The 25923-nt window shown below is 55.5% G+C and carries 26 protein-coding genes; 20 read left to right on the plus strand and 6 right to left on the minus strand.

Going from position 1 to position 25923, the window contains the following annotated elements; genetic code table 11:
• The first annotated feature begins 26 nt into the window (after nt 1-26).
• The 6 genes from C5Y96_RS06610 (at nt 27) to C5Y96_RS06635 (ending at nt 6541) form a co-directional block, all read left to right on the plus strand.
• Entirely contained in the window at nt 27-1232 is a 1206-nt protein-coding gene (locus C5Y96_RS06610) for an FG-GAP repeat domain-containing protein (RefSeq protein WP_105351182.1), read from the plus strand.
• A 172-nt stretch (nt 1233-1404) separates the two neighbouring features.
• The gene (locus C5Y96_RS06615; RefSeq protein WP_105351184.1) at nt 1405-2412 is read left to right on the plus strand and encodes a Gfo/Idh/MocA family protein; all 1008 of its coding nucleotides are present in this window, start codon (nt 1405-1407) and stop codon (nt 2410-2412) included.
• Nucleotides 2413-2843: 431 nt separating this feature from the next.
• Entirely contained in the window at nt 2844-3800 is a 957-nt protein-coding gene (locus C5Y96_RS06620) for a DUF1559 domain-containing protein (RefSeq protein WP_105351186.1), read from the plus strand.
• Between the two features lie 57 nt (nt 3801-3857).
• Entirely contained in the window at nt 3858-4352 is a 495-nt protein-coding gene (locus tag C5Y96_RS06625; RefSeq protein WP_105351188.1) for a hypothetical protein, read from the plus strand.
• Between the two features lie 391 nt (nt 4353-4743).
• Nucleotides 4744-5655, plus strand: coding sequence for a hypothetical protein (locus C5Y96_RS06630; RefSeq protein ID WP_105351190.1), 912 nt, complete (start codon nt 4744-4746; stop codon nt 5653-5655).
• On the plus strand, nt 5645-6541 hold the full coding sequence (locus C5Y96_RS06635) for a hypothetical protein (RefSeq protein ID WP_105351192.1): 897 nt from the start codon (nt 5645-5647) through the stop codon (nt 6539-6541). The genes C5Y96_RS06630 and C5Y96_RS06635 overlap by 11 nt, the downstream gene beginning before the upstream one ends.
• A 20-nt stretch (nt 6542-6561) precedes the next feature.
• On the opposite strand, the gene C5Y96_RS06640 is transcribed toward C5Y96_RS06635, so the two are convergent.
• Both C5Y96_RS06640 and C5Y96_RS27270 read right to left on the minus strand, forming a co-directional pair.
• The gene (locus C5Y96_RS06640) at nt 6562-7074 is read right to left on the minus strand and encodes a hypothetical protein (protein ID WP_105351194.1); all 513 of its coding nucleotides are present in this window, start codon (nt 7072-7074) and stop codon (nt 6562-6564) included.
• A 33-nt stretch (nt 7075-7107) separates the two neighbouring features.
• Nucleotides 7108-7356: a hypothetical protein gene (locus tag C5Y96_RS27270; protein WP_105351196.1), complete on the minus strand. Its 249-nt coding sequence runs from the start codon at nt 7354-7356 to the stop codon at nt 7108-7110.
• 18 nt (nt 7357-7374) lie between these two features.
• On the opposite strand from C5Y96_RS27270, the gene C5Y96_RS06650 reads away from it, so the two are divergent.
• Nucleotides 7375-8865 carry a WD40 repeat domain-containing protein gene (locus tag C5Y96_RS06650; RefSeq protein ID WP_105351198.1) on the plus strand — a complete coding sequence of 497 codons (1491 nt, stop codon included), beginning with the start codon at nt 7375-7377 and terminating at the stop codon, nt 8863-8865.
• A gap of 42 nt (nt 8866-8907) precedes the next feature.
• Here the strand turns inward: C5Y96_RS06650 and epmA are convergent, their stop codons facing one another.
• Nucleotides 8908-9891 carry an EF-P lysine aminoacylase EpmA gene (epmA, locus tag C5Y96_RS06655; protein WP_105351200.1) on the minus strand — a complete coding sequence of 328 codons (984 nt, stop codon included), beginning with the start codon at nt 9889-9891 and terminating at the stop codon, nt 8908-8910.
• Nucleotides 9892-9993: 102 nt separating this feature from the next.
• Nucleotides 9994-10770 carry an NRDE family protein gene (locus C5Y96_RS06660; RefSeq protein WP_105351202.1) on the minus strand — a complete coding sequence of 259 codons (777 nt, stop codon included), beginning with the start codon at nt 10768-10770 and terminating at the stop codon, nt 9994-9996.
• A gap of 838 nt (nt 10771-11608) precedes the next feature.
• Between C5Y96_RS06660 and C5Y96_RS06665 the strand changes: the two genes are divergently transcribed.
• The 11 genes from C5Y96_RS06665 to C5Y96_RS27035 all read left to right on the plus strand — a co-directional run bounded on the left by C5Y96_RS06665 (nt 11609) and on the right by C5Y96_RS27035 (nt 20039).
• Nucleotides 11609-11968, plus strand: a complete 360-nt coding sequence (locus tag C5Y96_RS06665) for a DUF2750 domain-containing protein (RefSeq protein WP_158261119.1) — start codon at nt 11609-11611, stop codon at nt 11966-11968.
• A gap of 121 nt (nt 11969-12089) precedes the next feature.
• Nucleotides 12090-13148 (plus strand): beta-ketoacyl-ACP synthase III, encoded by a 1059-nt coding sequence (locus C5Y96_RS06670; RefSeq protein WP_105351207.1) that lies wholly within the window; start codon nt 12090-12092, stop codon nt 13146-13148.
• Between the two features lie 259 nt (nt 13149-13407).
• Nucleotides 13408-15237, plus strand: coding sequence for an oligoendopeptidase F (gene pepF / locus C5Y96_RS06675; protein ID WP_105351209.1), 1830 nt, complete (start codon nt 13408-13410; stop codon nt 15235-15237).
• A 19-nt stretch (nt 15238-15256) separates the two neighbouring features.
• The gene (locus C5Y96_RS06680) at nt 15257-15763 is read left to right on the plus strand and encodes a hypothetical protein (RefSeq protein WP_105351212.1); all 507 of its coding nucleotides are present in this window, start codon (nt 15257-15259) and stop codon (nt 15761-15763) included.
• A 21-nt stretch (nt 15764-15784) separates the two neighbouring features.
• Complete coding sequence (locus tag C5Y96_RS06685; RefSeq protein ID WP_105351214.1) at nt 15785-16558, plus strand: hypothetical protein; 774 nt, start codon at nt 15785-15787, stop codon at nt 16556-16558.
• Nucleotides 16559-16650: 92 nt separating this feature from the next.
• The gene (locus C5Y96_RS06690; RefSeq protein WP_105351217.1) at nt 16651-17226 is read left to right on the plus strand and encodes a hypothetical protein; all 576 of its coding nucleotides are present in this window, start codon (nt 16651-16653) and stop codon (nt 17224-17226) included.
• A complete protein-coding gene (locus C5Y96_RS06695; RefSeq protein ID WP_409994412.1) occupies nt 17227-18135 on the plus strand; it encodes a M28 family peptidase in 909 nt (302 codons plus the stop codon).
• Between the two features lie 55 nt (nt 18136-18190).
• Nucleotides 18191-18694 carry a hypothetical protein gene (locus C5Y96_RS06700; protein WP_105351219.1) on the plus strand — a complete coding sequence of 168 codons (504 nt, stop codon included), beginning with the start codon at nt 18191-18193 and terminating at the stop codon, nt 18692-18694.
• Between the two features lie 237 nt (nt 18695-18931).
• On the plus strand, nt 18932-19183 hold the full coding sequence (locus C5Y96_RS27030; RefSeq protein WP_146115544.1) for a hypothetical protein: 252 nt from the start codon (nt 18932-18934) through the stop codon (nt 19181-19183).
• A 181-nt stretch (nt 19184-19364) separates the two neighbouring features.
• Nucleotides 19365-19697 carry a hypothetical protein gene (locus C5Y96_RS06705; protein WP_105351222.1) on the plus strand — a complete coding sequence of 111 codons (333 nt, stop codon included), beginning with the start codon at nt 19365-19367 and terminating at the stop codon, nt 19695-19697.
• Between the two features lie 96 nt (nt 19698-19793).
• On the plus strand, nt 19794-20039 hold the full coding sequence (locus C5Y96_RS27035) for a hypothetical protein (protein WP_146115545.1): 246 nt from the start codon (nt 19794-19796) through the stop codon (nt 20037-20039).
• On the opposite strand, the gene C5Y96_RS06710 is transcribed toward C5Y96_RS27035, so the two are convergent.
• Together C5Y96_RS06710 and C5Y96_RS06715 are read right to left on the minus strand one after the other, a co-directional pair.
• Nucleotides 20040-21452: a hypothetical protein gene (locus C5Y96_RS06710; protein ID WP_158261120.1), complete on the minus strand. Its 1413-nt coding sequence runs from the start codon at nt 21450-21452 to the stop codon at nt 20040-20042.
• Between the two features lie 138 nt (nt 21453-21590).
• Nucleotides 21591-22619, minus strand: coding sequence for a hypothetical protein (locus C5Y96_RS06715; RefSeq protein ID WP_105351226.1), 1029 nt, complete (start codon nt 22617-22619; stop codon nt 21591-21593).
• A 222-nt stretch (nt 22620-22841) separates the two neighbouring features.
• Here C5Y96_RS06715 and C5Y96_RS06720 point away from each other — a divergent pair, with 222 nt between their 5' ends.
• Together C5Y96_RS06720 and C5Y96_RS06725 are read left to right on the plus strand one after the other, a co-directional pair.
• A complete protein-coding gene (locus C5Y96_RS06720; RefSeq protein WP_105351229.1) occupies nt 22842-23846 on the plus strand; it encodes a sugar phosphate isomerase/epimerase family protein in 1005 nt (334 codons plus the stop codon).
• A 238-nt stretch (nt 23847-24084) separates the two neighbouring features.
• Nucleotides 24085-25905, plus strand: coding sequence for a leucine-rich repeat domain-containing protein (locus tag C5Y96_RS06725; protein ID WP_105351231.1), 1821 nt, complete (start codon nt 24085-24087; stop codon nt 25903-25905).
• Nucleotides 25906-25923 lie beyond the last annotated feature (18 nt).

Raw genomic sequence — 25923 nt, forward strand, 5'->3', positions numbered from 1 at the left:
CCCTCTTTCCCTTGAAGGTGCTCCCCATGCGAATGCTGCCCGCCCTGCTGACGATCCTGCTGCTACTCCCCTGCCCCCTTCTGGCCGATGGGCTTTCGTTTGAGCCGGAAGAGCTGAAAACGAAGCTTGGCGTGGGATACGCCGTCCGTTTGCTCGATATGAACGGGGACGACAAGCTCGACATCTGCATCGTCGACCAAGAGCGGATCGTCTGGCTGGAAAACCCCAGTTGGACCGAGCACGAAATCCTGGGCCCTGGCCAGACCAACGCTGACAACGTGGCCTTCGCGCCGGCTGATATCAACGGCGACGGCCAGCTCGACTTCGCCGTGGCGGCCGGCTGGGGTGGCGGCAAGACGCAGCGTGGCACCATCCAGTGGATCACCTCGGCAGACGCCAAGGGTGATCACTGGAACGTCTATCCCATCCGCAACGAGCACAGCACGCATCGCATCCGCTTTGCCAACGTCATCGGCGACGAGAAGCCTGAGCTGATCATTGGCCCTCTGTTCGGCCCTGGTACCACCGGCCCTCACTTCGCCGAAAGTGGCGTGCGGCTGATCGCACTAGAGATACCTAAGAATCCAACCACCGACGAGTGGCCGCTGCACATGATCGATAACTCTCTACACGTGATGCATAACTTCCTGCCGATCGATTTCACCGGCAACGGCAAGACCGATATCATCTCGGCCAGCTACGAGGGAGTCTTCTTGCACGAGCTTCAGGAAGACGGTACCTGGCAGAAGTCGCAGTTGGGTAGCGGAGACCAAGAATCGAGCCCCAGCCGGGGTGCCAGCGAAGTGAAAGTGGGGCGTTTGGCAAATGGAGATCGGTACATCGCCACCATCGAACCTTGGCACGGTAACCAAATTGTCGTGTACACCAAGCCGGAAGATCAGCCGCTACGGAGCCTGTGGACGCGGCACGTTCTGGACGATCAGCTAAAGTGGGGGCACGCCGTCTGGTGTGCCAACCTGGACGACGACGCCGATGAAGAGCTGGTCATCGGAGTTCGGGACGATCAAACCAACAGTACCCGCCGTGGGCTACGGATTTTCGACCCTCAGGATGCTAAGGGATCCCAATTCAAGCGGACGGTCATTGACCCTGGGGCGGTTGCCATCGAAGATTTAGCCGTCGGGGACCTGAACGGGGACGGTAAGGCGGATGTCGTTGCGGTTGGACGGCAAACGCACAACGTGAAGATCTATTGGAATAAAACTCAATAGCTGACGTCATAAATCTCAACTATTGCCTATTTACCGGGTGGTTCCTACTATTTTTATCGCAAAATTTCAATATCGCTGGGTGAATTACGAACGGACCGTTACACTGGATTTCACCTGCCAACGCGAAATCTAATCTCCCCACATCATGAAGAACGAAATAGGAACAGGCCCGATGAGTAAAGTTCGTTGGGGTGTGCTTAGCACCGCAAAGATCGGTACGGTCAAAGTCATCCCTGGGATGCAGAAAGGGCAATACTGCGAAGTGACCGGGATCGCCTCGCGCTCTTTGGAAAACGCTCAGGCAGCCGCCAGTCAGCTCAATATCCCCAAGGCTTACGGTTCGTACGAAGCCCTATTGGAAGACCCTGATATCGACGCGGTCTACATCCCGCTCCCCAATCACATGCATGTGCCGTGGGCCATCAAAGCGATGCAGGCTGGCAAGCACGTGCTGTGCGAAAAGCCGATTGGCCTGAGCGTGGAAGAAGCCCGGCACCTGGCCGACATCGCCTACCAGCACCCCAACTTGAAGGTGATGGAAGCGTTCATGTACCGCCACCATCCACAGTGGCAAAAAGCCCGGCAGATCGTACGCGAAGGAGGCATCGGCACGCCGGTGACCATTCAGTGCTTCTTCTCGTACTACAACAACAATCCGACCGATATCCGCAACAATCCGGAATGGGGTGGCGGCGGCATTATGGATATCGGCTGCTACCCGATCTCCCTGTCGCGGTTCATCCTCGAAGGGGAACCGGAAAAGGTCATCGCTTCGGTCACGCGTGACGAAGAATTCAAGACCGACGTCGTCTCGTCGGTGATGATCGACTTCGGCGGCCTGATGAGCACGTTTACCTGCGGCACGAAGATCGCCCCATACCAGCGGGTCAACATCTTCGGCACCGAAGGCCGCGTCGAGATTCAAATCCCCTTCAATGCCCCCCCAGACAAGCCATGCATCTTGTGGCATCAACAAGGGGAAGAGATCACCGAGATCGAACTACCGATCGCCGATCAGTACACGGTCCAGGGGGACCTCATGTCGCAGGCCATCCTGGAAGACACCGAAGTCCCGACGCCAATCTCCGACGCCGTGGCCAACATGGAAGTCATCGAAGCCGTCTTCCGTAGCGAACGCTCCGGCCGCTGGGAATCGGTCAGTCATATGGTCGTGAAGTAAACTCTCAGGCACCCTCTTCCTAGCAGGGAAAGCCATATTCTCGAGCGATCACTTCAGAAGACAACGCCCTGGAAGGACAACTTTCTAGGGCGTTGTCTTTTCTTTTTTCAACACCATGGACTCTCGCGAAAGTGCAACCGAAATCCCTACTTTTAATCACACTTCCTCCAAAATAAGGCTTGTTCATAGATCGCAATTCGGGCACAATCATGGCCACCAAAAAGATATCTCGCAAAATTTCACGGTAATCCGCGGCATTTAATGACTTAGTCATATGTCATATCGGGCAAACCACGATAGACAACCAGCCCTTACAGATGGCAAGGCTATCGGAATTAGAGGGGGTCTCGTGGGCAGTTTCCATCATTAAATCTGCGATTCACCAGACCAACCCCTTATCACTATTTCTTTCTTTCGATAGGAACGCGCTTATGTCCAGGTTCTCGTACCAATTGCGTGGTTTCACGCTCGTCGAACTTCTTGTTGTGATTGCAATTATTGGTGTCTTGATCGCCCTACTTCTTCCGGCTGTCCAGCAGGCACGCGAGGCCGCTCGGCGGATGCAGTGCACCAACCAGATGAAGCAGCTTGGGCTGGCAATGCACAATTATCACGACACGTTCCAAAAGCTTCCTCCGGGCAATTCTGAGATAGAATCACTCGGCAAACCGCGACGAGAATGGGGTTGGGCTCCTCGAATTCTGGCTTTCATGGAACAAACGGCCATTTACGATCAAATTGAGTTCCAGAAGCCCTCGTACGATCGCCCCAGTGGATGGAACAACGCGATGATGGACGATTCATCGGTTGTGTGTAACTACAAGTTCATTCGCATGGTGCACGAACAGTTTCTTTGCCCTTCCAACTCCCAAGGGGGCGAGGCCGCCGTTGAAGACCACTTCAGCGCCAGCTGGGAGATCTCGCAGTGCGACTATGCCGCGAGCATCGGCGATTACCCCAACGGCACCGGCGTCGCTGGCGTGGGTGTCACCCACACCGGGGCAGGTAACTCAGAAGAAATTGTTCGTGGCGTGATTGGCACGCGAGACTACTCGGCGAAATTTTCGGATATCACTGACGGTCTGAGTCATACCTATTTGCTTGGGGAGTGTATTGGTGCGTGGAGCCACTGGCAGAACTGGGGTTCGGCCTGTTTCTCGAGCACGGCCTATCCGATCAACCATCGCAATCGAGATTTCATGAATGGGACTCTGGGACCAACGGTTACCCACTGGAGAGAGAACATCGCGTTCCGCAGCTTCCACCCAGGCGGGGCGAACTTCCTATTGTGTGACGGTTCGGTGACCTTCCTGCCGGAAACCATTGACGGTGCCGCCTATCGTGCCGGAGCGTCCAAAGCCGGGGGCGAAGTTCCCCAACTTCCTTAAAACGGAATCCGTCCTCAGCTTTGTCATTCATTTTCCATCATTGGCAGGAAGTGTTTCATGAGCTTTTCAGTCGAGTTACTCCGTACCAGTGGCTGGCCAGTTCCGCGACCAAGTCGAGTATTTACCACACTCGCCTTAGGCATTGCGGTTGCTATGCTGGGATGCGATAGCGGCCCCTCCCTCGCTCAAGTCACCGGCACGGTGACGTACCAAGGGAAGCCGCTCGATAAAGGAACCATCGTTTTCGAGGTCTCTGGAACGCGATCGGCATTCGGGACAATCGAGAACGGACAAATTGTAGATGTTTCTACATTCAAGAGTGGGGATGGTGCCCCAACAGGAGAAGCTAGAGTCGCCGTGAACTCATACGATGACGGCGGAGCGAGCGTTCAGCAAGCATCCCCTGATGGGCAAAATGCTCCCGGAGGGGCTAGTCGTATGGTCGTGGGCAAAAGCCTTATCCCGGCGAAATACAGCAACCCGGCGACCAGCGACCTCCAAGTTACCATTCAACCTGGCAAGAACGTTGTCGAATTGGATCTTGCTCCCTAGAATGCGAACTTAAGAAGGAAGCCATGGATTCCGCGGATAGGCCCAAAGATTATTATGGACGTTAATAATCTGAGTAAATTCCAAGGGGTACCTGTACCATTGATCCCTTTTGCCCGAACAGTGTTATTCATGGCTAAAAGCCTCTTTCGGGGTGCCTTAATAGCGGACATCTCTTCCCGCCTGTAGGCTGTGCGACTAGTACGCATAAATGGTGGCGAAACAACAAGGGGTTTGCACTGGTGTGCTACCCCTTTCGTCCTGAAGATCTACAACGTTTGATATGCTCCCACCAAGAAACTCTTCCGTATCATAGCCTTCGCTCCGGCCACCTGTTACGGTGGGGGTAAGTTGCTGCTTACCCTTTTCTTAAGATTCGCCAAAGCCGAACCGAATGGTAGCTGATCACGACGAAGCATTTACCTCGACCGCAGCTTATGCGGACGAATCTGCTTCCACCGATCCATACGACCTGGAAGCGACCAAGTGGTTGGTTCCGGCAGCCTTGGTTCTGTTTGCCATGTTGCTGCTGGAGATCGTCGTGCTGTTTGCCTGGCGTAGCCCCGGCGAAACAGGCGTCTTCATTCGCTTCGGCCAGGCAGGCATCGTAGGCTTCTACCTGGCGTGCGGCTGGGCCAAGTGGTGGGTTCGCTGGCTGACCGCTTTTGCCGCAGTTCTGGCCTTCTCGCTGACCATGCTCGAACTACTAGACCCGGTCGCCTTTATCATGTTTGGTGTACTGATCATGATCTCCGCCGGCTTCACTTACCTGGTCCGCATGATCGTGGCCGTCATCCGCGGCGAGTCGAATCCGACGCAGCGTTTCACGATATTCGGTCTGATGATCGTGACGGCCATTGTCGCCGTGTGCGCGATGGGGATGAGCAACCTCGCTGAATTTCAAGAGCCGGCTCGCGGGGCATCGATGGTGATCATGATGGCGTTTTTCGGACTGTCGCTGATCGTACAGTGCGCGCTGCTGTGGACGACAACCCGGCGTCAGGCTATTGCTTTTGGTGGAAGCGCCTTGTCGCTGGCGTTCATCATGCCGTTTGCCATTTACGGGGTAATCTTCCTGTCTCAAGATCGTATGCCGCCGATGTCGAGAGTGCTCGTGCCATGCTGGCTGATGGTCCTCACGACCTGGGTTACGCTGTATCCATTAGTGTTCGTCTTCTATGGCATGGGAGGCTCGCTGATCAATCCCAGTTGGAAACTCAAGCCTCGCCACGAACTCGCTGTTCGACCTGCCAAGACCGAAACGGACGTCGACGTACTGATGGGCGAATATGGTGATGGAAACTGAATCCGACATCGCGATCGAAGAACCGAACTGCCCGGCAGCAGACGTTGCCTCAACCAGACAATCGCCATCGAGTAAGCGTTTACGGACACTAGGTGTCATCTCGCTGGTTGCCTGGGCACTGGCGATCTTGTATTTCCTGTTCGGCTGGAGAAGCCGAATCATCGAGATCACCATGTTTCTTAGCTACAGCCTGACCGCGTTTGCTGGCTTCTATCTGGCTTGTGGCAACGCCCGGTGGTGGGTGCGATGGCTGCTGGTTAGCTTGGCGATACAGCTGATCACTTTGGCCAACTACAACTCCAGCATGCTGGAAGGAGTCACATACTTTAGTGTTCTGGCGATGATCTCGGCGGGATTCACCTTTGCCGGGCGGATGGTCATTTCGGCTTTTCGCCGTGAGTCGAGCCCCCGGCAGCGATTCACCATCTTCGGCTTGATGATTGTCACAGCAATTACCGCGGTCTGCCTAGTCGCTCTCAACATCTCTCTCGATTCGGAGAGTGGCCCGTCCGTCCTCGTCATCATTGCTGCCCTGATCATCATCGGGTTTGCCCTGACGGCACAATGTGCTTCCGCTTGGAGCCACACCAAGCGAGAAGGGCTGGTCGTCGGCCTGACAGCCTGCTTGATGGGCATCCCTTCCTCGTTGAGCATTCACCTGCTCTTTCATTACATCGACCGGTCTCCGCCAGAGGCCGGCGATGTCTTGATCCCTGTATGGACGATGGTATTTTTCATGTGGATGCTCCTTTACCCGCTCTGGTTCGGCTTCTACGCGTTGGGATGGACCTTGATCGATCCCGGTTGGAAATTCGGATCTGGTCATGCCACGAAGCCGGCGGCCGAGGTCGCAGAGAAAGAAGTCGACGTGCTGATGGAAGATTGATTGTGAATCGGCAGGCGAGTCTACTCTTCGTCTTCGTCGTCGTATTCAACGTGCCGCTCGTGCCAGTAATCTTCATTGGCCAGAACTTCCTCGATAATCGAGGGCTCATGTAGCGCGGCTGCCTGGGGAACGCATTCTAATTGGTGATCCGCGTAAACCCCTTCCAGGTCGAATTCCTCGGCATCGACGGGTATCGCCCATCCATCCAGATAAACGTACTGCTGACCTTCTTCCAGGTCTTCAGTCATCTGTTTCATGTACTCGATCCAGAGATCGACATCCTCATCGCTGGGTGGCTCGCTATAGCGTGTATCCAGATCGAGATGAGCCAGTTCCTCCCAGGTCAGGTCGCAAGCTGCAGCCACCGCAAAGGTGTAGGCGCGACGACATTTCGGGCAGGCGAATAGCCAACCGCAGCCACACCACGGACAATCCATCTGCGCCGGTGCCGAGATCCAGAACGGTTCGCACTTGCAGTGAGAAACCAAATCATCATTGGCCTTTTTGAGAAAGAGCCCGGCCTTTTCGCTCATCGATCCGTCCTTACTTATGGCGAGTGTTTGCAATTAGTCGATTCGACATAAACTCTTTCCATCACAACGCTTGATTTGTTGTAACTTACCCGAAATCAGCCCGTGAGCAATTTTCACTTTCAGAAAAACATGAACGATTTCCTGGCTAAATCGTCGAACATTCCAGGGGAGACGGATCAAACCTTGGTGAAAGTCTTGTCCCTCACGATTTTCGCATTCCCCTCCCCCAGGTGGCTGTGCATAATCAAAAATATCGACTCGCTTCTGCCCGCTTTCCTTCATAACCTTCCCATGTCTCGAATGATTCGAACACTTGCGATTGCCATCGTTGTTTTGCTGCTTCCTGCCCGCCTGGTAGTTGCCCAGATCAGCGATTCTCCGTGGATGCTAGCCTCGGACATCAACATTCCTGCTGATCAAAAAGCGAAAATCACTGTGGGGCCCCCTGGCTGCCCGGTGGTGATGGTCGATCGTCAGGCCTGGCACATCAAGTCGAAGAAGGTCGTCCAGACGATCCAAGATGGCTGGGAGATTGGCGACTATCGCTGTTTAAGCGCCAACGGCAAGTATTTCGCGGCGTTCGAGGGGGGCACGTTCGATCGGGGCAAAGACATCAATGTCTGGAACTTGGTCACCGGCGAGATCGTCGCCACCATCCCCGGCAAGTCGAGCAGCATCTACCCGGTGATGAAGATCATGTACAACCGCTACCTGCTGGCGGCCCCCAACACCGGCGAGACGCTGACGATCTGGGACCTGGAACAAGACAAAAAGACGCGCGACGTCTTCGTAAGAACCGACCGGATCGAAGAAGGCCAGCTCACCGTTTCACCTGATGGTAAATACCTGGCTTTATGCGAAGGAGACAAGGTCTCGGTCATGACCCTGGCCGATGGCCGTTACGCTGGCAACCTGGCTGCTCCCTTGCGCGATCCAACCAGCCGCAGCACCTGGACGCTGGGTGCCCGCGACGTCAAAGACCTCGAGTTCTCGCCGGATGGCCAGGAGATGGCCGCGATCTATAGCAGTTACAGCAGCCTCAACAAGCAGCGACTGGTGGTATGGAACGGTCAAGGGCAGATCACGCACGACATTCCATTGAATATCCCTTACGGCCGCCTGAACGCTTACTGCTTGTCGTGGCTGCCTGATCATAAGGGGTGGGTCATCGACGGCAACGTCATCGATCGCGAAACGAAGAAGATCACGGTGCAGTTTAAACGCTCGCGCAACGACACTGACGAGATCGCCGTGCTGGACAAGTACTTCCTGCTGGGACGCTTCGGGGAAGAAGCCGAGTCGCTCACCATGATCGGGCTTCCCTGGGAAGAAGTCGAGCGTTCCTTGGAAGCGATGAACACGGTCGAGAACGCGATTATTGGCCCTGGCGTGAAGCTTTCCCTTTACGTTTACATGCGTGGCCAACGCAGCGAATCGATCGACAAAGCCCGGGCAACGATCGGCGATGCCATTGTGTCTCGCCTGAAAGTGGACAAGATGCTTTACGCCCCTGACCAGGATGCCTACTTCCGCTTCAACGCGGAACCAGCCTCCACCGAGCATCAATACGGGCAACTAAAACTGGAACTGCTGCTCAAAGGTTCGGATGACCCCCTCTGGTCCCATACGTTCTCCTCGACAAGCGCCAGCGGCTTCCTACAAGGATTGGACAAGGGGGACATTACCGACACCTCCGCTGCAGCGGTCGCCGGGGAAATCAGCCAAGTGCAAATCCCCTACTTCATGCCCCGCACGGCCGACTTCCTGCCATTGCCGCTCGTTGTGCATTAGTCATTCATTTCTCCCTCGCAGCGAGAGCGAGAGGGGCACGATTCAAGCCTGGCGTGTGGGAAACGGAATCACTTCGTCGATCGAATTTGCCCCGATGGCGGCCATCACCAAGCGGTCGAGTCCCAGTGCACATCCGCTGCAGGCCGGCAGCCCTGCTCGCATTGCCTCGATCAGTTGGCTCTCCTCCGGCAGCGGCGGCTTGCCCAGGGCTTCTCTCGCCGCGTTGTTGGTTCGATTTCGTTGGACCAGAATCTCGGCGTCGAGCAACTCATCGTAGCCGTTGGCAAGCTCCATCCCATCGACGAATAACTCGAAACGACACGCTACCCGTGGATCGACTTCATCAAGTCGAGCCAGTGCGGCTTGCGAAGCTGGGTAGTGAAACAGGATCGCTGGTCGATCGAAACCAAGCTTCGGCTGGATCAACTCGGAAAGCAGCAGTTCCAAGAGGCCGTCGACATCCTCCTCGGCGAATGACTCCGGCACGCTCACCGCGTACTGCTGGGCTATATCTCGCAGCTGCTGGCTTGTTACCGTTAGTGGGTCGATGCCTAAGTGGGATTGAAAGAGCTGGGAGTAACTGACCTGTAAAGCAGGACCTCGCTTGAGCGTGGCTTCTGCCAAGTTGGATAGCAGCTGCATCCCGGCTGCCTGGTCGTCGCAAACCCGGTACCACTCGATTAGCGTGAACTCGACGTTGTGCTGCGAGCCAGCCTCGGCTAGGCGAAACGCCTTGGTGATTTGAAAAATGGCATCCGCCCCGGCAGCTACCAGCCGCTTCATGGCAAACTCTGGCGATGTCTGCAGATAGTACCGCTCCCCATCGTTCGGCCTAGCCGGATCCCAAGACAAAGCCACCGGCACGGGATCGAGGTGCGTATCGACGACCGAGTCCCGCGACAGGAGCGGCGTTTCGACTTCCCAGAACCCCTGGGCCAGAAAGAAGCCCCGCACCGCCTGGGTGATCTCGTGACGACGTTTCAGATTGTCGATCGACGCCGTCGGGCGCCAGTTGCGGATGTCCATGCTGGATATGTCTGCCAGAGTTACTAAGCTTCCATCCATAAAAAAAGAGCACATCACGCATGCAATGTGCTCTTTCGAGTGTTATTGGTTTCTCGCCGCCGACTAGGCTTCAGCTCGGGAAGCTCGCGATTCGCGGAGTCCACGGCTGAGGATATCTCGCAGCAGTGGCGAGTAATCTTCATAGCCAACCTTGGTTGGTGCACCTTCGGTGTATTGGAAGATGGCATCGCGGGGCTTTTTGCCCAGCGAGATCAGCGTGCTGCTGACCGTACCCCATTCCTTACCTTCGATGACCATGCCAGGACGACCTTGAGCTGCTGGTGGGCGAGCGAAGACCTTGCTGGAAACAGCGAGGAACTTCACAGCCGAATCGAGCGTCTGCAGGGTCATCAAGCGATGAGCCAGCTGAACGCGTTCGTCGCGCGAATCGTTCAGGTCGTGACCACCGATCAGGTTCAGGCCGTCTTCCAGACGCTGAGCATTGACGTCATCACCACCATGCACGACCCAGCCACTGTCGGCGTCGGCCATGACGAAGTTGACACCGTCGTACTGCTCGGACATCAAGCCTTCCATCGCCACTTCTACGGCAGCCTGAGCACTGCTGGCCCTGAGCAATTCACGGCACAAAAGTCCTCGCGAACGAGGCACCGCGGGACGCTTCATCTTGCGGCGATTGGTGCAGCCAACGACGAGTCCGTGCTGATTGACGCCCAGCCAGGTTCCCCCAGCTTGCTGATCAATTCCGCACAATGCTCGAGGCTTCCCGGATTGAATCGAGGGAGCCAACGTGGGACGATCATAAAATTCTTCCCGATTAGCCGCGACGAGAATCGGGGCCTCAGGAACGCTTCGGTATTGGATTGCCAATAGGCACATATTGTTAAAGAGCGGGGCTAGAGGATTGAAAAAAGCAAGTGCCCTGGTCACGCCCCAAGGTCGAACTAATTCTCTTGAGTCTATTCTTTTTTCCCCATTCGGACACCCTTTAATGGGGGTCGAGTACCTAAATTTTTGTTAAAACAAGTTTCCCTCGCGGGCCCTTGCTGGTTGTGTGAAATCTGGGACACAAAATGGCCCACTATCCCCACCTTTAAGGTACGCCATCGGCAGGTGGGGCCAATGCTCTATGACCTCCTGTCGGGGGTCATGTATCAAAAAAAACTCCGCAAAATCGGCACTTCGTCTCACTGGTCTCGTCATCACCCAAGTCGGCTGCCTGGCATCAAGCTCGGTAACTGCGGACAGCCTGATCTTGGTTTCCCCTCGCTCATCGCGGCAACACACCGTGATGAAATCAGGTCTTATGGTCAACGCGATCGTCAAACATCTGCATGGGCTCAGACACAACGCAACGCGTAGTCCGAATCCTATTCCGACGCCACAGCAATCCACGCTCGGCGAGCTCGTTTGAGGTTTTGAGCCAAGGAAAACTCCTACGTCGCGAATAGCCACCTGAGCAACATGGATCCTGGCCCTAGCAGGGATCTCTGTACCACCGACATGGGTGAATTCACGACAGATTTTCGTTATCATTTCAGTCAGGCAGTTTGCTTCGGCCAACCGTGAAGAGGTTCCAGTTGCGCTGAATCAACAGAAGGACACCTTCATGCAGATCGCGGTTCGAGTCATTCGAACGAGTCGCCATCGGCAGTACATTGGTTCCTTCCGCCTCTCTTTTCATTGCCAATCGGAACAGTCATTCGGGAGTGGTCTTATGTCCTCAGGCAGATTTGCCGGAGCGGTCGATTTAAGTGGTCCAGATCGTCTGCAGATGTTCATCAACAAGGTCAGCGAATCGCAAGAGATGTGGGGGCTGTACGTCGATGGTTGGGCGGAAGAAACCGACGGCGACGGAAAAAAAGGGCTGGTCGTCTGGCCCGATGAACAACATGCCCGCCTTTGCGCTACGGATAAATGGCGACAACACTCCCCTAAAATGATCAAGCTCTCCAGTTTCAACGAACGCTGGGTCGACAAGCTGGTGCGGATGCGATTGAAAGTAGCCGTGTTCCCTACCCCATTCGATGGGCCTGTGTTCGTCGACCCGGTGGCCTTGCGAGCGGAACTTCTATAATTGCTAGACAGTAGTTCCCACAGATTCACTCATCTGGCAACTGAAATAGGCATGAGAACCTGGGGGATTTCTGCTACATTAATCCTTTTCCTGGTACGAGCTTCCCTCACGAAACGAAAGCATGGCGACGGCGCAACCCAATTCCTCTCCCCGCACCGAAACGACATCTCGCCCAGTTCCCTCTGGACGCAGTCATCTTCGTTCGTTGATGGGCTTTCAGATTCTCGGTACCGGTAGCTACGTTCCTGAGAAGGTCGTTCCTAACGAAGACCTCTCGTCGCTCGGGTGCGATCCTGAATGGATCATTCAGCGCACCGGGATTCGCGAACGTCGTCACGCTCCGGCCAATATCGCTACCAGCGACATGGCCTACGAAGCGGCCATCGCGGCGATCAAGTCGGCCGGTATCGAAACCGATGAGATCGACCTGATCGTGGTCGGTACGTTCACGCCAGACTCGGCCACTCCGTCCACCGCCTGCCGCTTGCAGGAACGCCTGGGCATTCGCGCCGCGGCCATGGACGTGAGTGCGGCCTGTGCGGGCTTTCTGTACGCGATGATTACCGCCGCCCAGTTCATCAAAACGGGGACCAGCCGCCGGGCACTGGTCGTCGGGGCCGATCTGCTGTCGCGGATCTCGAATCCTGAAGACAAGAAGACCTACCCGCTGTTCGGCGACGGAGCGGGTGCCGTCATCCTCGGCCCGGCCAGTGAAGACCACGGCATGCTTTCCTACACCCTGGGAAGCGAAGGGGACGGTGGTCCACTGCTATGCGTGCCGGGGGGTGGCTCGCGTGAACCACTTACCCAGCAAGGCATCGCTGAAGGCAAACAGTACCTCTACATGGATGGCCGCAGCGTCTTTAAGTGGGCTGTGCGGGTGATCGAAGATTCGATCCGCGACGTCCTGTACGACGCCCACCTCACTCCTGACGACATCTCACTTGTTCTGCTGCATCAGGCCAACGTCCGCATCATCGACGCGGCCTGCGAAAACCTCGGCTTCCCACGCGAGAAAATGGTGGTCAACTTAGACCAATACGGCAACACGTCGGCCGGCAGTGTCCCGCTGGTGCTCGACGAAGCCATGCAAAAAGGATTGATCCACCGTGGCGAAAAAATCCTGCTATGCGGCTTCGGTGCCGGGTTGTCCTGGGGTACGACCGTCTTCCAGTGGTAGGCATGTTGATCAACCGCGGATGATTGCGGAAAAGGATCGGGCATCATTGATGCCCGTTTTCTTGTCGTCACTTACCACCCATTAGACTTCTTATCCGCACCCATCCGCGTAATCCACGGTCGTTTCTCCCCTCTCTGTCACTGAAAACTGACCACTTCACACTTCTTACTCAACCCCAACCTAATCTTTATCCGTACGCTTCTACGCGGTACGATTGCCTTCGAGATTAGCGACTAGAGAAACCGGAGAAGGAACCAATATGGCTACGACTGCCAAAGCAGCTAAGAAGTCTGTCAAAAAGCTCCTCACGCGCGACGAGGTCGCCACCAACGATACCTGGGATTTGAGCAGCCTGTATCCCGATAGCGAAGCGTGGGAGAAGGACTTCAAAAAGCTGGCCAAGAAGGAAGAAGGCTTCGACAAGTTCCGCGGCACGCTCGCCAAGGGAGCCAAGGAACTGCTGGCCTGTTTGAAGTTCGATTCGGAAGTCGATCGCCTCGGCGAGAAGCTGGGCGTTTATGCGTTCCTTCGTACGACCGAAGATCAGGCCAACGACGAAAGCCAACGCCGCATGGCTCGCTTTCAAGCGGTGGCCAGCAAGCTTGCCCAAGCCGCCAGCTACATCGCTCCCGAGATCCAAGCGATTCCCGGCAAGCGTCTTCAGGAACTGATGGACGATCCGGTCCTTAAAGGGTATCGCCTGGTCCTGGAACGCATGACGCGTTACAAGAAGTACACGCTCGGCAAGAAGGAAGAACGCATCCTGGCCATGCAAAGCGAAATGGCCGGAGCCGCTGGCAAAGCGTTCCGTCAACTGCTGGATGCCGACATGAAGTTCGGTACCGTTAAGAACGAAAATGGGGAAGAGCAGGAACTGACCAACTCGACGTTGATGGAATTCCTGCTTAGTCCCGATCGCAAGGTTCGCAAGAAGGCCTTCGAGCAGTACTACGCACAATTCGAGGGGCACGAGAACACCCTTGCCGCGACCCTTTCCGGTTCGATCCAGAAAGACGTCTACTACGCCAAGGTTCGCGGCTACGACAGCGCTCGCGGCCAAGCCCTCTATGCCGACAACATTCCCGAGTCGGTTTACGATAACCTGATCAATTCGGTCCACAATCATCTGCCAGCCGTGCATCGCTACTTCGAACTGCGTCGCCGGAAGATGAAGCTGAAGGACATCCGCCACTACGATACCTACGTGCCGATCTTGAGCAACGTCAAGACGAAGCATACCTGGGACCAGGCAGTCGAGGTGATCATGAATGCCATGATTCCCCTCGGTCCTGAATACTGCGACGTGCTGCACGATGGCCTTACCAAGGCTCGCTGGTGCGATCGTTACCCCAACGCCGGCAAGCAGAGTGGTGCGTTCAGCTGCGGTAGCTTCGATGCGGCTCCGTTCATCCTGATGAACTATAAGCCAGACGTGCTGGACGACGTGTTCACCCTCGCTCACGAGGCCGGGCACTCAATGCATAGCTACTACTCGTCGAAGAGCCAGCCGTATCAGTACTACAACTACGTAATCTTCGTGGCGGAAGTGGCCAGTACGTTCAACGAGCAGCTGCTCAGCCAGCACCTGCAAGAGAACGCCAACACCGATCTTGAACGGGCCTATCTCATCAATCGCGATATCGACGCCATCCGCGGCACGATCATTCGCCAGACGATGTTCGCCGAGTTCGAGAAGATCACCCATGCAATGTGCGAAGCAGGCGAACCCCTTACCTCGAAGTCGCTGCAGGAAGTCTACCAAGGCCTCTTGGAACGTTACTTCGGTCCGGACTTCGTGATCGACCCGCAACTGAAGCTGGAATGCCTCCGCATCCCACACTTCTACCGCGCGTTCTACGTTTACAAGTACGCGACCGGCTTGTCGGCGGCGATCGCCCTAAGCATGCGGGTGCTCAACGGCGGCAAGGCCGAACTGGACGATTACCTATCGTTCCTCAAGGGTGGCTGCTCGAAGTATCCGCTGGACCTCCTGCGAGATGCAGGCGTCGACATGGAAAGCCCCAAGCCGGTCGATATGGCCCTGAGTCATTTCGAGAGCCTGGTCGATCAACTGGACGACTTGCTGTAAGCGAACCACTCGGTGCTCAATGATTAACTGGTTGTATTTCCCAAAATCCAGCAAGCCAGATAAGCTGATCGTTTCAGTTGTCTCCGCGTTTGAATCAGTTGCTACCGAGATTGATTCGACGAACAATGAACTCAAAAGCAACGAGGTACTCGAAATCGTTGCTCCAAGGCTTGTTTCACTTGGATTCAAAGTTGAAACCGGTAAGAAGAGTTCCGAGAAAATTCAGGTCCCGGTTCTTTTTGGGTACAACGGCCGCCTTGAAAAGTCATTTGATGCCGATGCATATCATCAGCCTGAAGGTTTTGTGATTGAAGTTGAAGCTGGTCGCGCCGTGGTAAACAACCAGTTCCTGAAAGACCTGTTCCAAGCATGCATGATGCATGATGTGCTCTACCTCGCAATCGCGGTTCGAAATCAATATAGGGGAATGAAAGATTTCGAACGCGTTGTGCGTTTTTTTAATACGCTGTATGCGAGCAATCGCCTCTCTCTTCCGCTAAAAGGGATTCTTATCATTGGCTATTAACTCTATTGTTCGATTTAGAATATGAGCGTCCGCGAACAATTTGAACGGGAACTCACTGAGCGTGGGTTCTCATTTGAAATTGATCCCGATTCTGGCTGTTACCTGTTTTCGGTTGACGAAAACCAATTGACGATCAGCCTCGCGAATCTCGAGCTGGAACTAGCCGACGGTGTCGATGCCGATCGCGTGGCCCGCTTTGTTGATACGATGCTCGCATCGGCCCAGACCACCGATAGGGACTATGCGGCCGAGCGTCTTTACTGGACGCTCGAACCGAACGACTACCAGGAGAAGGCCGACTATTGCGTGGCGGTCAGCGACGTAGTCGACCGCGTGCTCGTTCATCTTTCCGAGTGCGGCACGATGATCACTTGGGTCACGCCGAGCATCCTGGAAACACTTGGCCTGTCTCTAGAAGAAGCTGGCGAGCGGGCGTTTGCCAATCTTGCCCGCGAGGTGGAAGAGGCGACTCTGGAAGCCCAAAGCGTTGATGACGCGGCATTGGGTTACCTGGTAACGGCGCTGCCCTTCAAAGCCGCTCTGATCCTAGCGCCGAACCTGCGTCAGCTCGTCGAAGAGAAACTCGGCTGGCCCGTCATGGCCGTGCTACCGGACCGCGACTTCCTTTACATGTGGGGTGCCCAGCATCAGGGACTCACCCAACGCGTAGGCCACGTGGTGGTGCGGGAATATACCCGCAGTCCGTATTCGATCACGACCGAAGTCTTCCGCATCGACGACAGCGGAGTGCGCGCCATTGGAGCGTTCCCTGTGCCGGAAGAGTCGCCAGAGTGAAGTTTCGTTTTCTCTGATTCCCATTTACGTTGGCTTTCTCTATCATCAAACGCGTGAGCTATATTCACAACGCTTGGAAGGGAGTCGGCACCGTGAGTTCTGCCTATTCGTGGTTGGCTGTTTCAGGTAGGTCGCCTGACGATACGCGGCGCGACCTGGGATTGACTTCGGGAGAAACGTATGAAGGATTCCCTGACGGCAATCTCTCTGGCATCTTGCTTCCTGCCGGCTGGTATCTGGTCGTCTCCGAGCGATGCGACTATGCCAACACGCGTCGCCTGCGGAGGCTATCGAAGCGGTGCGAACTGGTGACGTGCGCCGTAGAAGAGAACATCATGTACGCTAGCACTTCTTTCTGGACCAACGGCAAGCTGGCGTGGGAAGTGACCCACGACAGCCAGCTTCAAGCAGGGCGTCATCACTTAGAAGCGTCGGGCAAGCTGCCTACGATGGTCGATGAAATCCGCCAGTGGTACGCTGGCGAACAAGCCGCGATGGATCAATCGAACCAACTGGTCGACTGCACTATGGAAGTTCCCATCGAAACGGCTCGGAGGATCACCGGGTTCTCGTTTCACGACGCGCTACCCGGTGAAGGGAAAGAACGGTTTCATCATTTGGACCATGACCGGGCAACGAGCAAGTGGTGGCAATTCTGGCGGCGATAGATGTTTCGTAGCAGCAAGATGAACCACGAAGACAAACAGGCCCTGCAGCAGCGGCTGTTTCGACATGTCGACTGCCTGGCAAGCCTAATCGGTCCGCGATGCTTTCGCAAAGCTGGCTCGATGGATGCCACCACGGGTTACTTGCGTCAGCAATGGTCTCAGATGGGTTACGACATCCAAGAGGAACCTTTCAATGCATTGTCCGACATCGCCACGAACTTCGTCGTCGAAACACCAGGAACTTCTCGCGCGGAAGAGATCGTCGTGCTGGGGGCACATTACGATACGGTTCTGGCGACGCCTGGCGCTGACGACAATGCTTCTGCGGTAGCAGTTCTGCTGGAGGTAAGTCGACTGTTGAAAGACCATGTCGGAAAACGGACGGCGCGGTATGTTGCGTTTGCCTGTGAAGAGCCTCCCTACTTTAATGTCGATTCGATGGGGAGTCAGCATCATGCTCGCACGGCGAAACAGCGCGGAGACGATATCGTCGGAATGCTATGCCTGGAGATGGTAGGGTACTTCAAGGATGAGCCTGGGTCGCAGCCCTACCCCGAGGAGATCCCCAAGTGGCTGACCTGGCCATTGCCCAAGCGAGGCAACTTCCTGGCGGCACTTGGGAATCTGGATTCGTGGAAACTCGCGTATCAGTTTCATCGCGGATTCAAACGGGGCTCACGATTACCAGTGTGGGCGCTGCCATTGCCGGATCGATTTGAATTCATCTTTATGAGCGACAACCGGGCCTTCTGGGAACAAGGTTATCCTGCCCTGATGCTCACCGATACAGCGTTCGTGCGGAACCCGAACTATCACCAGGCCAGCGATACTCCGGATACGCTCGATTACGCGCGCATGGCCGAAGTGGCCCTCGGCGTTGCGTCAGCCATGAAGCGGCTTTTAAAATAGAGAACGTTTCGGCCAGTCAGTAATATCAGGCAAGACCATCGGGGGCGGCAATTTCGTGGATTCGACCGTTAAGTCCATTCAGCTAGAAACGGCTGGACTGGGCATCATTTTCTATTCCCCCCACAATGCTGCGCACATCGAACCGGGGGACGACTACTTAAGTGTCCACTATACGAACGTCCCCGACGTGCGACGGCACGTGCGTGCTGGGTCGATCGTGGGCTTCTGCACCGGGACGCCTGGTACTTTTCGGTTGCGTGTGCAGCGTGGAAAACCGGCGATGTGTGCCGAGCAACACGAGTTCAGCCTGACGCTGCCATTTCGCTGCATTGGCGGAAAGGTTTGCTTCCGCGACCTTTACGACTTGCTGGACTGGAATGTCGAGTGTCCCGAAGAGCAGACACTGCTATTGCGCGATGGGGCCTACCGGGTGATGGTACGCTCGAATACGCCTCCTTCTGGCGTGCTAGGGGACAACCAACTGATCGACTTCTATTTCCAACGGGTGGAAGAACTGCCCGACATTCCTCAACGGGGTTCCCCCTATCTCTGTCCTTGACCCCAATTACCACTCACAGAGGTCAATAGAGGGGCGATCGGCTTACCGCATCCTCCGGCGTCAATCGCGCAATTGATTGGCAAATGTTAGTGAGGGCACTTTCCTTTCCACCAGTCGCGCATACTGTTGGCTTAAAGGAATTCACCTTACCCCAAGCATCGCCGGTCGGCTTATGGAATGTCGCCCGTGATGATGCTTCACGACCCACCTTTTTTCATGCACCTACGGAGGGATTTTATGGTCCGAGCGTTGCTTATGACCGTCGCGTTGTTGGTTTGTTTGTCGCTGGTTTCGGTGAGCGAAGCTGGTTGGCGTCATCGCCGTTGTGGCAATCACCACTATCGTGGATGTGCAACGACCAATTACGGAAGCTGTAACCAAGGCGGCTGCTATAGCAGTGGTTACTCAAGCGGCTGCACCTCGACGTCGTGCGGCACTACCAGCTACCCCAGCCAAAGCACCGGTTGCGCCAATGGTGTTTGCCGTTAAGCCAACCGCCTATTGAAAACTGAGAAGACACCGCGTTGACCATGTGGCAGCGCGGTGTCTTTTTTTCGTTGTGATTCAAGTCGATTTGAAAAGTTGCTTCTTGGCTCTCGATGCGATGAGCGTAACAATGGCAGAGAGGGAGTTTCCAATCATCTTCCTGGCTTCTCAGAGGAATAAAGCCATGTTCCGTACTCTGCTGTTGGCCGCTGTTCTGATCGGCGGAATGATGTTTGTCTCGACCTCGCAGGCCGATGCCGGTGGTCGCCGCTACTACCGACCCTACGTCGCGAATTACGGCTACTACAATTACCCCGGTCGCGTGACCACTTACTACGGTGGTCCCTACTACCGGAGCCATTACTATGGCCCGGCCTACGGTGCCCCAGGTTACAACTACGCACCACGTTATTACTACCGCCCTGTAAGCACTTATGGCTACTACGGTTATCCAGGATACGGCTATAGCTATGGTTACAGCTACGGGCCCGGCGTGAGCTTCCGCGTAGGCTTCTAAGTGACGCGAATCAGACCTCACTCAGGGCGACGCTTTCCTTCGGGAGAGTGCCGCTCTTTTTCCATACGAAGCATCTCACCTTTGAGGAGATTTACGTTGATCCGCACCCCTCTTGCTTTCGCCACCTTGATCGCGAGCGTCTTGTTAGTATCCAATACCGAAGCTGCCTGGCGGCGTGCATGGCGAGGACGCAGTGTCCAGCAAACCGTACCAGCTACACAGAACGTTTACACACGGCACGATCGCTCGGCACTTCCACGCAGTGAATTCCGAGGATTTGGCTTCGGCGGATACGGATACGGTTCGGGCTTCGGTCCTGACTTTCGTCCCGGTCGATGGTAGTCAGGATGTCGGCCGGACGGCTTGAACCGTGATGATGTTTCCCCCTTGGTCGATCACTTTGACCTGCAGGCGAACTTCTTTCTTTTGGTCGTCCGCCCTTAGTTCCAACGTGCGTTGGTCTTCGTCCTCGACTCCTTCCAGTGGCTTCCCGTCGACAACGCTTCCGCGAACGTCGTCGTAGTAGAGGACGGCCTTCACGCCGCGATCGTCTTTGGCCTGGATGCTTACCTGGTAGATGCTCGGCTTGTCGGTTGGTTCCAGCTTCACTTCCAACTGTGGCCCAGCGTTGTCGGCCAAGTCGACCTCAGGATTCAAAAGCCGCGACGAGGCCAGGATGCCGGTATTGGCGTCGGAGAAACGGGCTCGGCCCGAGACCGGTGTGTCCGGGCTGAGGTTCTCTTTCATCTTTCGAAATCCGTTCCCCATAATATAGTGACGATCGTCGCGCTGATCGTGCGGCAGCCCTAGCGCGTGCCCCACTTCATGAATTACGGCACCGAAGCCATCTTCGATGAATTCATATCGCGGAGAGTTCGGGCGTCCATTACCCAAGGCCGTGCGACCTTCGATGGGTGTGGGATCTTGAAAAAGCTTTTCCTGCTCGGCAATAGTTGTCGCGCAGAACATATCTTGCAGCACCCAGGCCGAGAAATTGGCCGTGCCCCCATCGGCCGAACGCCAGCCACCCAGCGCGATACCACCTGGCCATTCAAATATGTGCGGGCCGTCATCGTACGTTTCGGCGAAGGTGATCACCAGATGGGTCGACTCCGAGCCGATGCTCCGCGGGATCTCTGGTTTCAACTGCCTTAGTTGGAAGTAAGGATCGTAGTTTGGCGCGCCGTTGTAATACTTTGCCGGATGCTTACCCCGTACCAGGTGTACGATCGGGGTTCCTTCGTCGTCAGTTTGAAAGACGAGGCCACGATCTGGCAGACCACGGCGGCGGAACTCGTACTTGTACGTCTCGTTCACGAAATGCATTAGTGTATTGATCTTTTCGCGGTAGCCTGGCTTGGGCTCGCGATCGGTTGGAACGAAGTAGATCAGACGTACCTTGTGATCGATTGGCGAGATCTTGGCGAACTCCGGCAAGGTATCGGCTTTGGCCCAATCACCGGTTACCCAACGTTGATAGGGACCTCCGCCAACCGATAGTTCGGCCTGGTTCGGCTTGAGCCAGATTTTGATTTGCCGTCTACGGTCGATAATCTCGACGCCGTTCTCTTTACGCTGCAACTCTTCAAAGCGAATCGAGCCTCCCTTGGCATCGACCTCCAACCACTTTCCACTGCCACTATCGATGAAGTAGCTCTCGTTGTCCCCCTGTTTCTTCCAGGCAGAAAGTTCGGCAGCACATAGCGTTTGCCAGCCAAGGCCCACCAGCAACAGGAACCAGGAAAAGCGAAACATCGAGGAAAGCCGGCAAGTCATGAGCACACACGTTGAAAGATAGAGGATGTACATCCAGCGACCGACGAAAAGTTCCGACCGCACTACTGCGTCATTTTATACGCGCACCTGGAGAGCCTGCCAGGCTTTTCGACTGACTTAGCCACGCTTGGCAGAAGTAATCCACAGAAACGGCTGCCCAGCTTCGTCGACTTTCAGGTCAACTCCTAGAAACGCCTGGTAGAGGATGTGGTCGAGAATCTTCTTGTAGAACGTTTTGTCTTTCGGAAAGCGAACGTCGACACTGGTATCGATGTTATCCTGTTCGATCTTGTAGTGATCGAAGAAGATAGCGGTCTTCAGACGAGGCCCGATCGCCCCGAGGGCTTTCTCGAGCGGCGTTCGATTGATTTCGACCTCGATGAATTGAAACAGGACCGGACACGTATCGGCCGGGCTCTTGGTCAGTGGTTGACCGATTGGCCAGGCATCGTTACTGACACCCATCGGCAGCACGTGTAGATTGACGGTTCCCCCCACTTCTCGTTTGGGCACAACGATCAATCCATGCTCGCGAAGCAGGATCGCCATCGCAGTCCCAGCACAAAACCCATTGAGCTCGTCCTTCGCTTTGAGGGTTTTCACGCGAGCAATTGTCGCCGGAGAAGCATCGAAGTTGAGTCCAGTCCGTTCGCGGACCGCGGCTAGCGTTTCGGCCAAGGGTTGGTCTTTTGTGTTGAAATCGAGCGGCTTGGAAAGCTTCGCCAGGACTTCACTGCGTTCGGCACGCGTCATTCCATCGCTTTCTGGCTGGCGCATTAGTTCATCTTCGCCCCCCACTTTGATGCGTCGGAACCACTGCGGCAATTCCCCCAAGTTGCGTTTGGTAAAACGTTTGCCGTCAGGCATGTGCAGCGTTTGATCGCGGCCGAGGATGGCCGTCACGCGATACGATTGACTTCGACCGAGATTGACTTCCTCGATGCCCACCCCTTCCCCTTCGCGGCCGGTGCGTAGTTTGACCGAGTCGGCCCCTTTGCTGTCCAGCAGGCGTGTCCACTCTTGCAGGGCCGTGATCGACAGACCTTTCTCGGTGATTACTTCCAGAGATACGCGATGGTCGGCCAAGGCTGCCGCCGGAATCGCAAAGAGGATCAAGGTGGTTAAAAGCGTGCGCAGTTGTGTCATGCCAGGTTCCCTTTCGGTTCTCGTCCACGCTTCAATTGTAGCACCCGCTAAGTGCGCAGCCGGGGAATTGGCAGAATCGCTACCCTTGGAATTCCCTTACCGGCGCTCTCTGAGTGGTTGCAACGAACTACCCAAAGGGACAAAATACCGGTTCTGTCGTTTCCCATGATTTTCCACTGACAATCCACCGACGCGTTTTTCACCCCCGCAAAGGAGCACAGCATGGCTCGCGCAGTCACGATGTTCACCGGCCAATGGGCCGATATGAAACTGGACGATTTGGCCAAGACCATGAAGGGTTTTGGCTTTGACGGTCTCGAACTAGCTTGCTGGGGGGACCACTTTGAAGTGGACCGCGCCGTGACCGAAGATGACTACTGCGACAAGAAGCGGGAGCAGTTGGACAAATTCGACCTGGGCTGCTGGTCGATCAGCACCCACCTCTGCGGCCAGGCGGTGTGCGACATCATCGACGAACGCCACAAGTCGATTCTGCCTGACTCGGTTTGGGGCGATGGCGATCCGGCCAGCGTGAACGATCGTGCTGCCGAGGCGGTAAAGAACGCTGCCCGTGCTGCCCAGAAGTTTGGTGTACCGGTCGTCAACGGTTTCACCGGCAGCAGCATCTGGCACCTGCTGTACAGCTTCCCACCGGTTCCTCCGAAGATGATCGAAGACGGCTTTAAGCTGTTCGCCGATCGCTGGAACCCGATCATGGATGTCTTCGGCGAATGCGGGGTTAAGTTCGGCCTGGAAGTCCACCCGACCGAAATCGCGTTCGACATTTACAGCGCTGAAAAGGCCCTCGACGCGATCGGCCACCGCGAAGAATTCGGCTTTAACTTCGATCCTAGCCACCTGCTGTGGCAAGGGATCGACCCAGTGGAATTCATTCGCTACTTCCCCGATCGCATCTACCATGTGCACATCAAGGACGCCATCACGACGCTCAACGGTCGTAGTGGTATCCTGGGCAGCCACATCGACTTCGGCGATCATCGCCGTGGTTGGAACTTCCGCAGCCCAGGCCATGGCGGCGTGAACTTTGAAGAAATCATCCGTGCCCTGAACGACATCAAGTACAGTGGCCCGCTAAGCATCGAATGGGAAGACAGCGGCATGGATCGCCTGCACGGTGCGGAAGAGTCGTGCGAGTTCGTCCGCAGCATCGACTTCTCACCCAGCGACGTGGCATTCGACTCCGCTTTCGACAAAGAAAAGCAATAAGCCCAATAAGCCCTCTCAATGGAGAGAGCTTCGACCAATTCCTGCCCCCTCTCCTCTGAGGGGACAGGGTTAGGAAGAGGGGCTTTCCCGCTAATCGCTACAAACGAAACAAACCGAGCTAGACGTATATTCCGGCTCGGTTTTTTCGTGCGCCGGGGCCAGAAGTTGGCAAGATTGCCCGTTTGACATCACACTAGAGTATTAGCAAGCAGTCCCTCACTATTTCCCTGGCAATCCTGTGCAACTTACCACCGCCGCCATCCTGATTCTCTCCGCCGTGACGATGCAAGCCGAAGCGCCGTCGCGGGTCGAGACCGATGCGCGGTTTCAGACGCAGCTGAACGAGTTGGCAGCCAAGTGCGACGAGGTCAAGCTGCCGGCCCAAGCCGAAGCAACTCGCAAGTGGATCGTTCCCACCTACGGCAGGGCAAACGTTTTTTACCTGGTACCGGAAACCGACCCACTTCAGCCGGACGACGAGGCCTCGCAGTTGGTGCAGTTTTGGTATCAGAAGTTCCGTACAATCCGCAATGAGCACGCCAATGCTTTGTACAAGCATGCTCAGGAACTATTGATCGCCAAGCAGGGAGCCAAGTCATATCAGACACTGCATGAAGTGCTTCGCGAGAACCCCGATCACGCCGACGCGCGGCGAATCCTGGGGTATACCAACGTCAACGGTACGTGGCGTCGCCCTGGCGTGGTGACGCGGGCCAAGCAACCGCGGTACGAACATCCCAAATTCGGCTGGCCAGCAAAGACGTTCTGGCAGATTGATACACCCCATTTTCAAATCATGACCAATCTCAGCGAGTCGGAAGGCCTGAAGCTGGGTGAGCGGCTGGAGGTTGTCTATTCGGCCTGGGAGCAAATGTTCTTCAGCTACTGGAGTAACGAGCTCCAACTGGCTGGTTACTTCGACGGGGGAACTCCGAGTCCGGTACGAAAGAAGTTTGAGGTCGTACTATTCAAATCACGCGGCGAGTACGTCAATTACCTGGAACAGGTCCAGCCGCGAATTGGCATCACGCTGGGCATCTACCAGTTCGACGAAGAAAAGGTGTACCTCTTCCACGACGAAAGCGAAGCGGCTCACGCGACTTGGCATCATGAAGTGACACATCAGTTGTTTCAGGAGTATCGCTCAGCCTCGAAAGATGTTGGACTGAACTTCAACTTCTGGACAATCGAAGGGGTAGCGATGTACATGGAATCGCTACGGATCTTTGACGGGTATGTCACGCTGGGCGGTGTCGATGCAACGCGGCTGCAATATGCCCGGAACCGCCTTCTGATTGGTGAGTTCTATGTTCCGATTGCCAACATGGTTGCAATGGGGCGTGAAGATATCCAAAAAAGCCCCGATATCGCCGCGATCTACAGCCAGTCGGCCGGCATGGCACATACGTTCCTCGACTCGAGTGACGGCAAGTATCGCGAAGGGTTCATCGGCTATCTAGTCAGTATCTACAAGCAGGATGACAGCCTGAACACGTTGCCGCAGAAGCTGGGAGTCAGCGGTTTGCAGGAGCTAGACAGGATCTATAAGCTCTCGCTGGGAATTTCTCCGGAAGACGTTTATGCGTTGCCGGCAGGAGGACCAACGACCGATTTGTTCCTATCCATGTTCACTGCGTTCAACGATGAAGTGATGCCGCATATCGGAACGTTTACCAAGTTGCGGTGGCTTGATGTATCGATGACGAATGTTTCCAGTCGCGGCGTTTCGTACCTGAAGGACTGCAAAGAACTGAGAGACTTGGGCATTGCGACACCCACGGTGGACGACACAGCCTTGCGAACTGTGGGTCAACTGACCGCGTTGGAAGAGCTCGATATCAGTGGCAGCCGGATCACCGATAGCGGCCTGAAAGAGATCAGCTACCTGCAACACCTGAAGGTCCTTCGAATCGCTGCCACGCAGATTACCGATGCAGGTCTGCTGAAACTTGCCGAACTGAAAGACCTCGAGATGATCGATGCCCGGCAAACGCAAATCACACCGCAGGGTGTCGAGCGACTCAAGCAATCGCTGCCTAAGGTAGTGGTTCACCTGTAAGCGAGACTTTAAAATCGA

Origin of the sequence: Blastopirellula marina (assembly GCF_002967715.1) — a bacterium.
In the GTDB taxonomy this organism is placed as follows: Bacteria; Planctomycetota; Planctomycetia; order Pirellulales; family Pirellulaceae; genus Bremerella; species Bremerella marina_B.

What these genes read in the sequence shown, in the direction of transcription:
- C5Y96_RS06680 (WP_105351212.1), top strand. Translation starts at nt 15,257, where the DNA reads ATGATTAACTGGTTGTATTTCCCAAAATCCAGCAAGCCAGATAAGCTG.
- C5Y96_RS06705 (WP_105351222.1), top strand. Translation starts at nt 19,365, where the DNA reads ATGTTCCGTACTCTGCTGTTGGCCGCTGTTCTGATCGGCGGAATGATG.
- C5Y96_RS27030 (WP_146115544.1), top strand. Translation starts at nt 18,932, where the DNA reads ATGGTCCGAGCGTTGCTTATGACCGTCGCGTTGTTGGTTTGTTTGTCG.
- C5Y96_RS06695 (WP_409994412.1), top strand. Translation starts at nt 17,227, where the DNA reads ATGTTTCGTAGCAGCAAGATGAACCACGAAGACAAACAGGCCCTGCAG.
- C5Y96_RS06650 (WP_105351198.1), top strand. Translation starts at nt 7,375, where the DNA reads ATGATTCGAACACTTGCGATTGCCATCGTTGTTTTGCTGCTTCCTGCC.
- C5Y96_RS06615 (WP_105351184.1), top strand. Translation starts at nt 1,405, where the DNA reads ATGAGTAAAGTTCGTTGGGGTGTGCTTAGCACCGCAAAGATCGGTACG.
- C5Y96_RS06620 (WP_105351186.1), top strand. Translation starts at nt 2,844, where the DNA reads ATGTCCAGGTTCTCGTACCAATTGCGTGGTTTCACGCTCGTCGAACTT.
- C5Y96_RS06635 (WP_105351192.1), top strand. Translation starts at nt 5,645, where the DNA reads ATGGAAACTGAATCCGACATCGCGATCGAAGAACCGAACTGCCCGGCA.
- C5Y96_RS06640 (WP_105351194.1), bottom strand. Translation starts at nt 7,074, where the DNA reads ATGAGCGAAAAGGCCGGGCTCTTTCTCAAAAAGGCCAATGATGATTTG.
- C5Y96_RS06670 (WP_105351207.1), top strand. Translation starts at nt 12,090, where the DNA reads ATGGCGACGGCGCAACCCAATTCCTCTCCCCGCACCGAAACGACATCT.
- C5Y96_RS06710 (WP_158261120.1), bottom strand. Translation starts at nt 21,452, where the DNA reads ATGTTTCGCTTTTCCTGGTTCCTGTTGCTGGTGGGCCTTGGCTGGCAA.
- pepF (WP_105351209.1), top strand. Translation starts at nt 13,408, where the DNA reads ATGGCTACGACTGCCAAAGCAGCTAAGAAGTCTGTCAAAAAGCTCCTC.
- C5Y96_RS06610 (WP_105351182.1), top strand. Translation starts at nt 27, where the DNA reads ATGCGAATGCTGCCCGCCCTGCTGACGATCCTGCTGCTACTCCCCTGC.
- C5Y96_RS06685 (WP_105351214.1), top strand. Translation starts at nt 15,785, where the DNA reads ATGAGCGTCCGCGAACAATTTGAACGGGAACTCACTGAGCGTGGGTTC.
- C5Y96_RS06625 (WP_105351188.1), top strand. Translation starts at nt 3,858, where the DNA reads ATGAGCTTTTCAGTCGAGTTACTCCGTACCAGTGGCTGGCCAGTTCCG.
- C5Y96_RS06720 (WP_105351229.1), top strand. Translation starts at nt 22,842, where the DNA reads ATGGCTCGCGCAGTCACGATGTTCACCGGCCAATGGGCCGATATGAAA.
- C5Y96_RS06665 (WP_158261119.1), top strand. Translation starts at nt 11,609, where the DNA reads ATGTCCTCAGGCAGATTTGCCGGAGCGGTCGATTTAAGTGGTCCAGAT.
- C5Y96_RS06630 (WP_105351190.1), top strand. Translation starts at nt 4,744, where the DNA reads ATGGTAGCTGATCACGACGAAGCATTTACCTCGACCGCAGCTTATGCG.
- C5Y96_RS06660 (WP_105351202.1), bottom strand. Translation starts at nt 10,770, where the DNA reads ATGTGCCTATTGGCAATCCAATACCGAAGCGTTCCTGAGGCCCCGATT.
- epmA (WP_105351200.1), bottom strand. Translation starts at nt 9,891, where the DNA reads ATGGACATCCGCAACTGGCGCCCGACGGCGTCGATCGACAATCTGAAA.
- C5Y96_RS06715 (WP_105351226.1), bottom strand. Translation starts at nt 22,619, where the DNA reads ATGACACAACTGCGCACGCTTTTAACCACCTTGATCCTCTTTGCGATT.
- C5Y96_RS27270 (WP_105351196.1), bottom strand. Translation starts at nt 7,356, where the DNA reads ATGAAGGAAAGCGGGCAGAAGCGAGTCGATATTTTTGATTATGCACAG.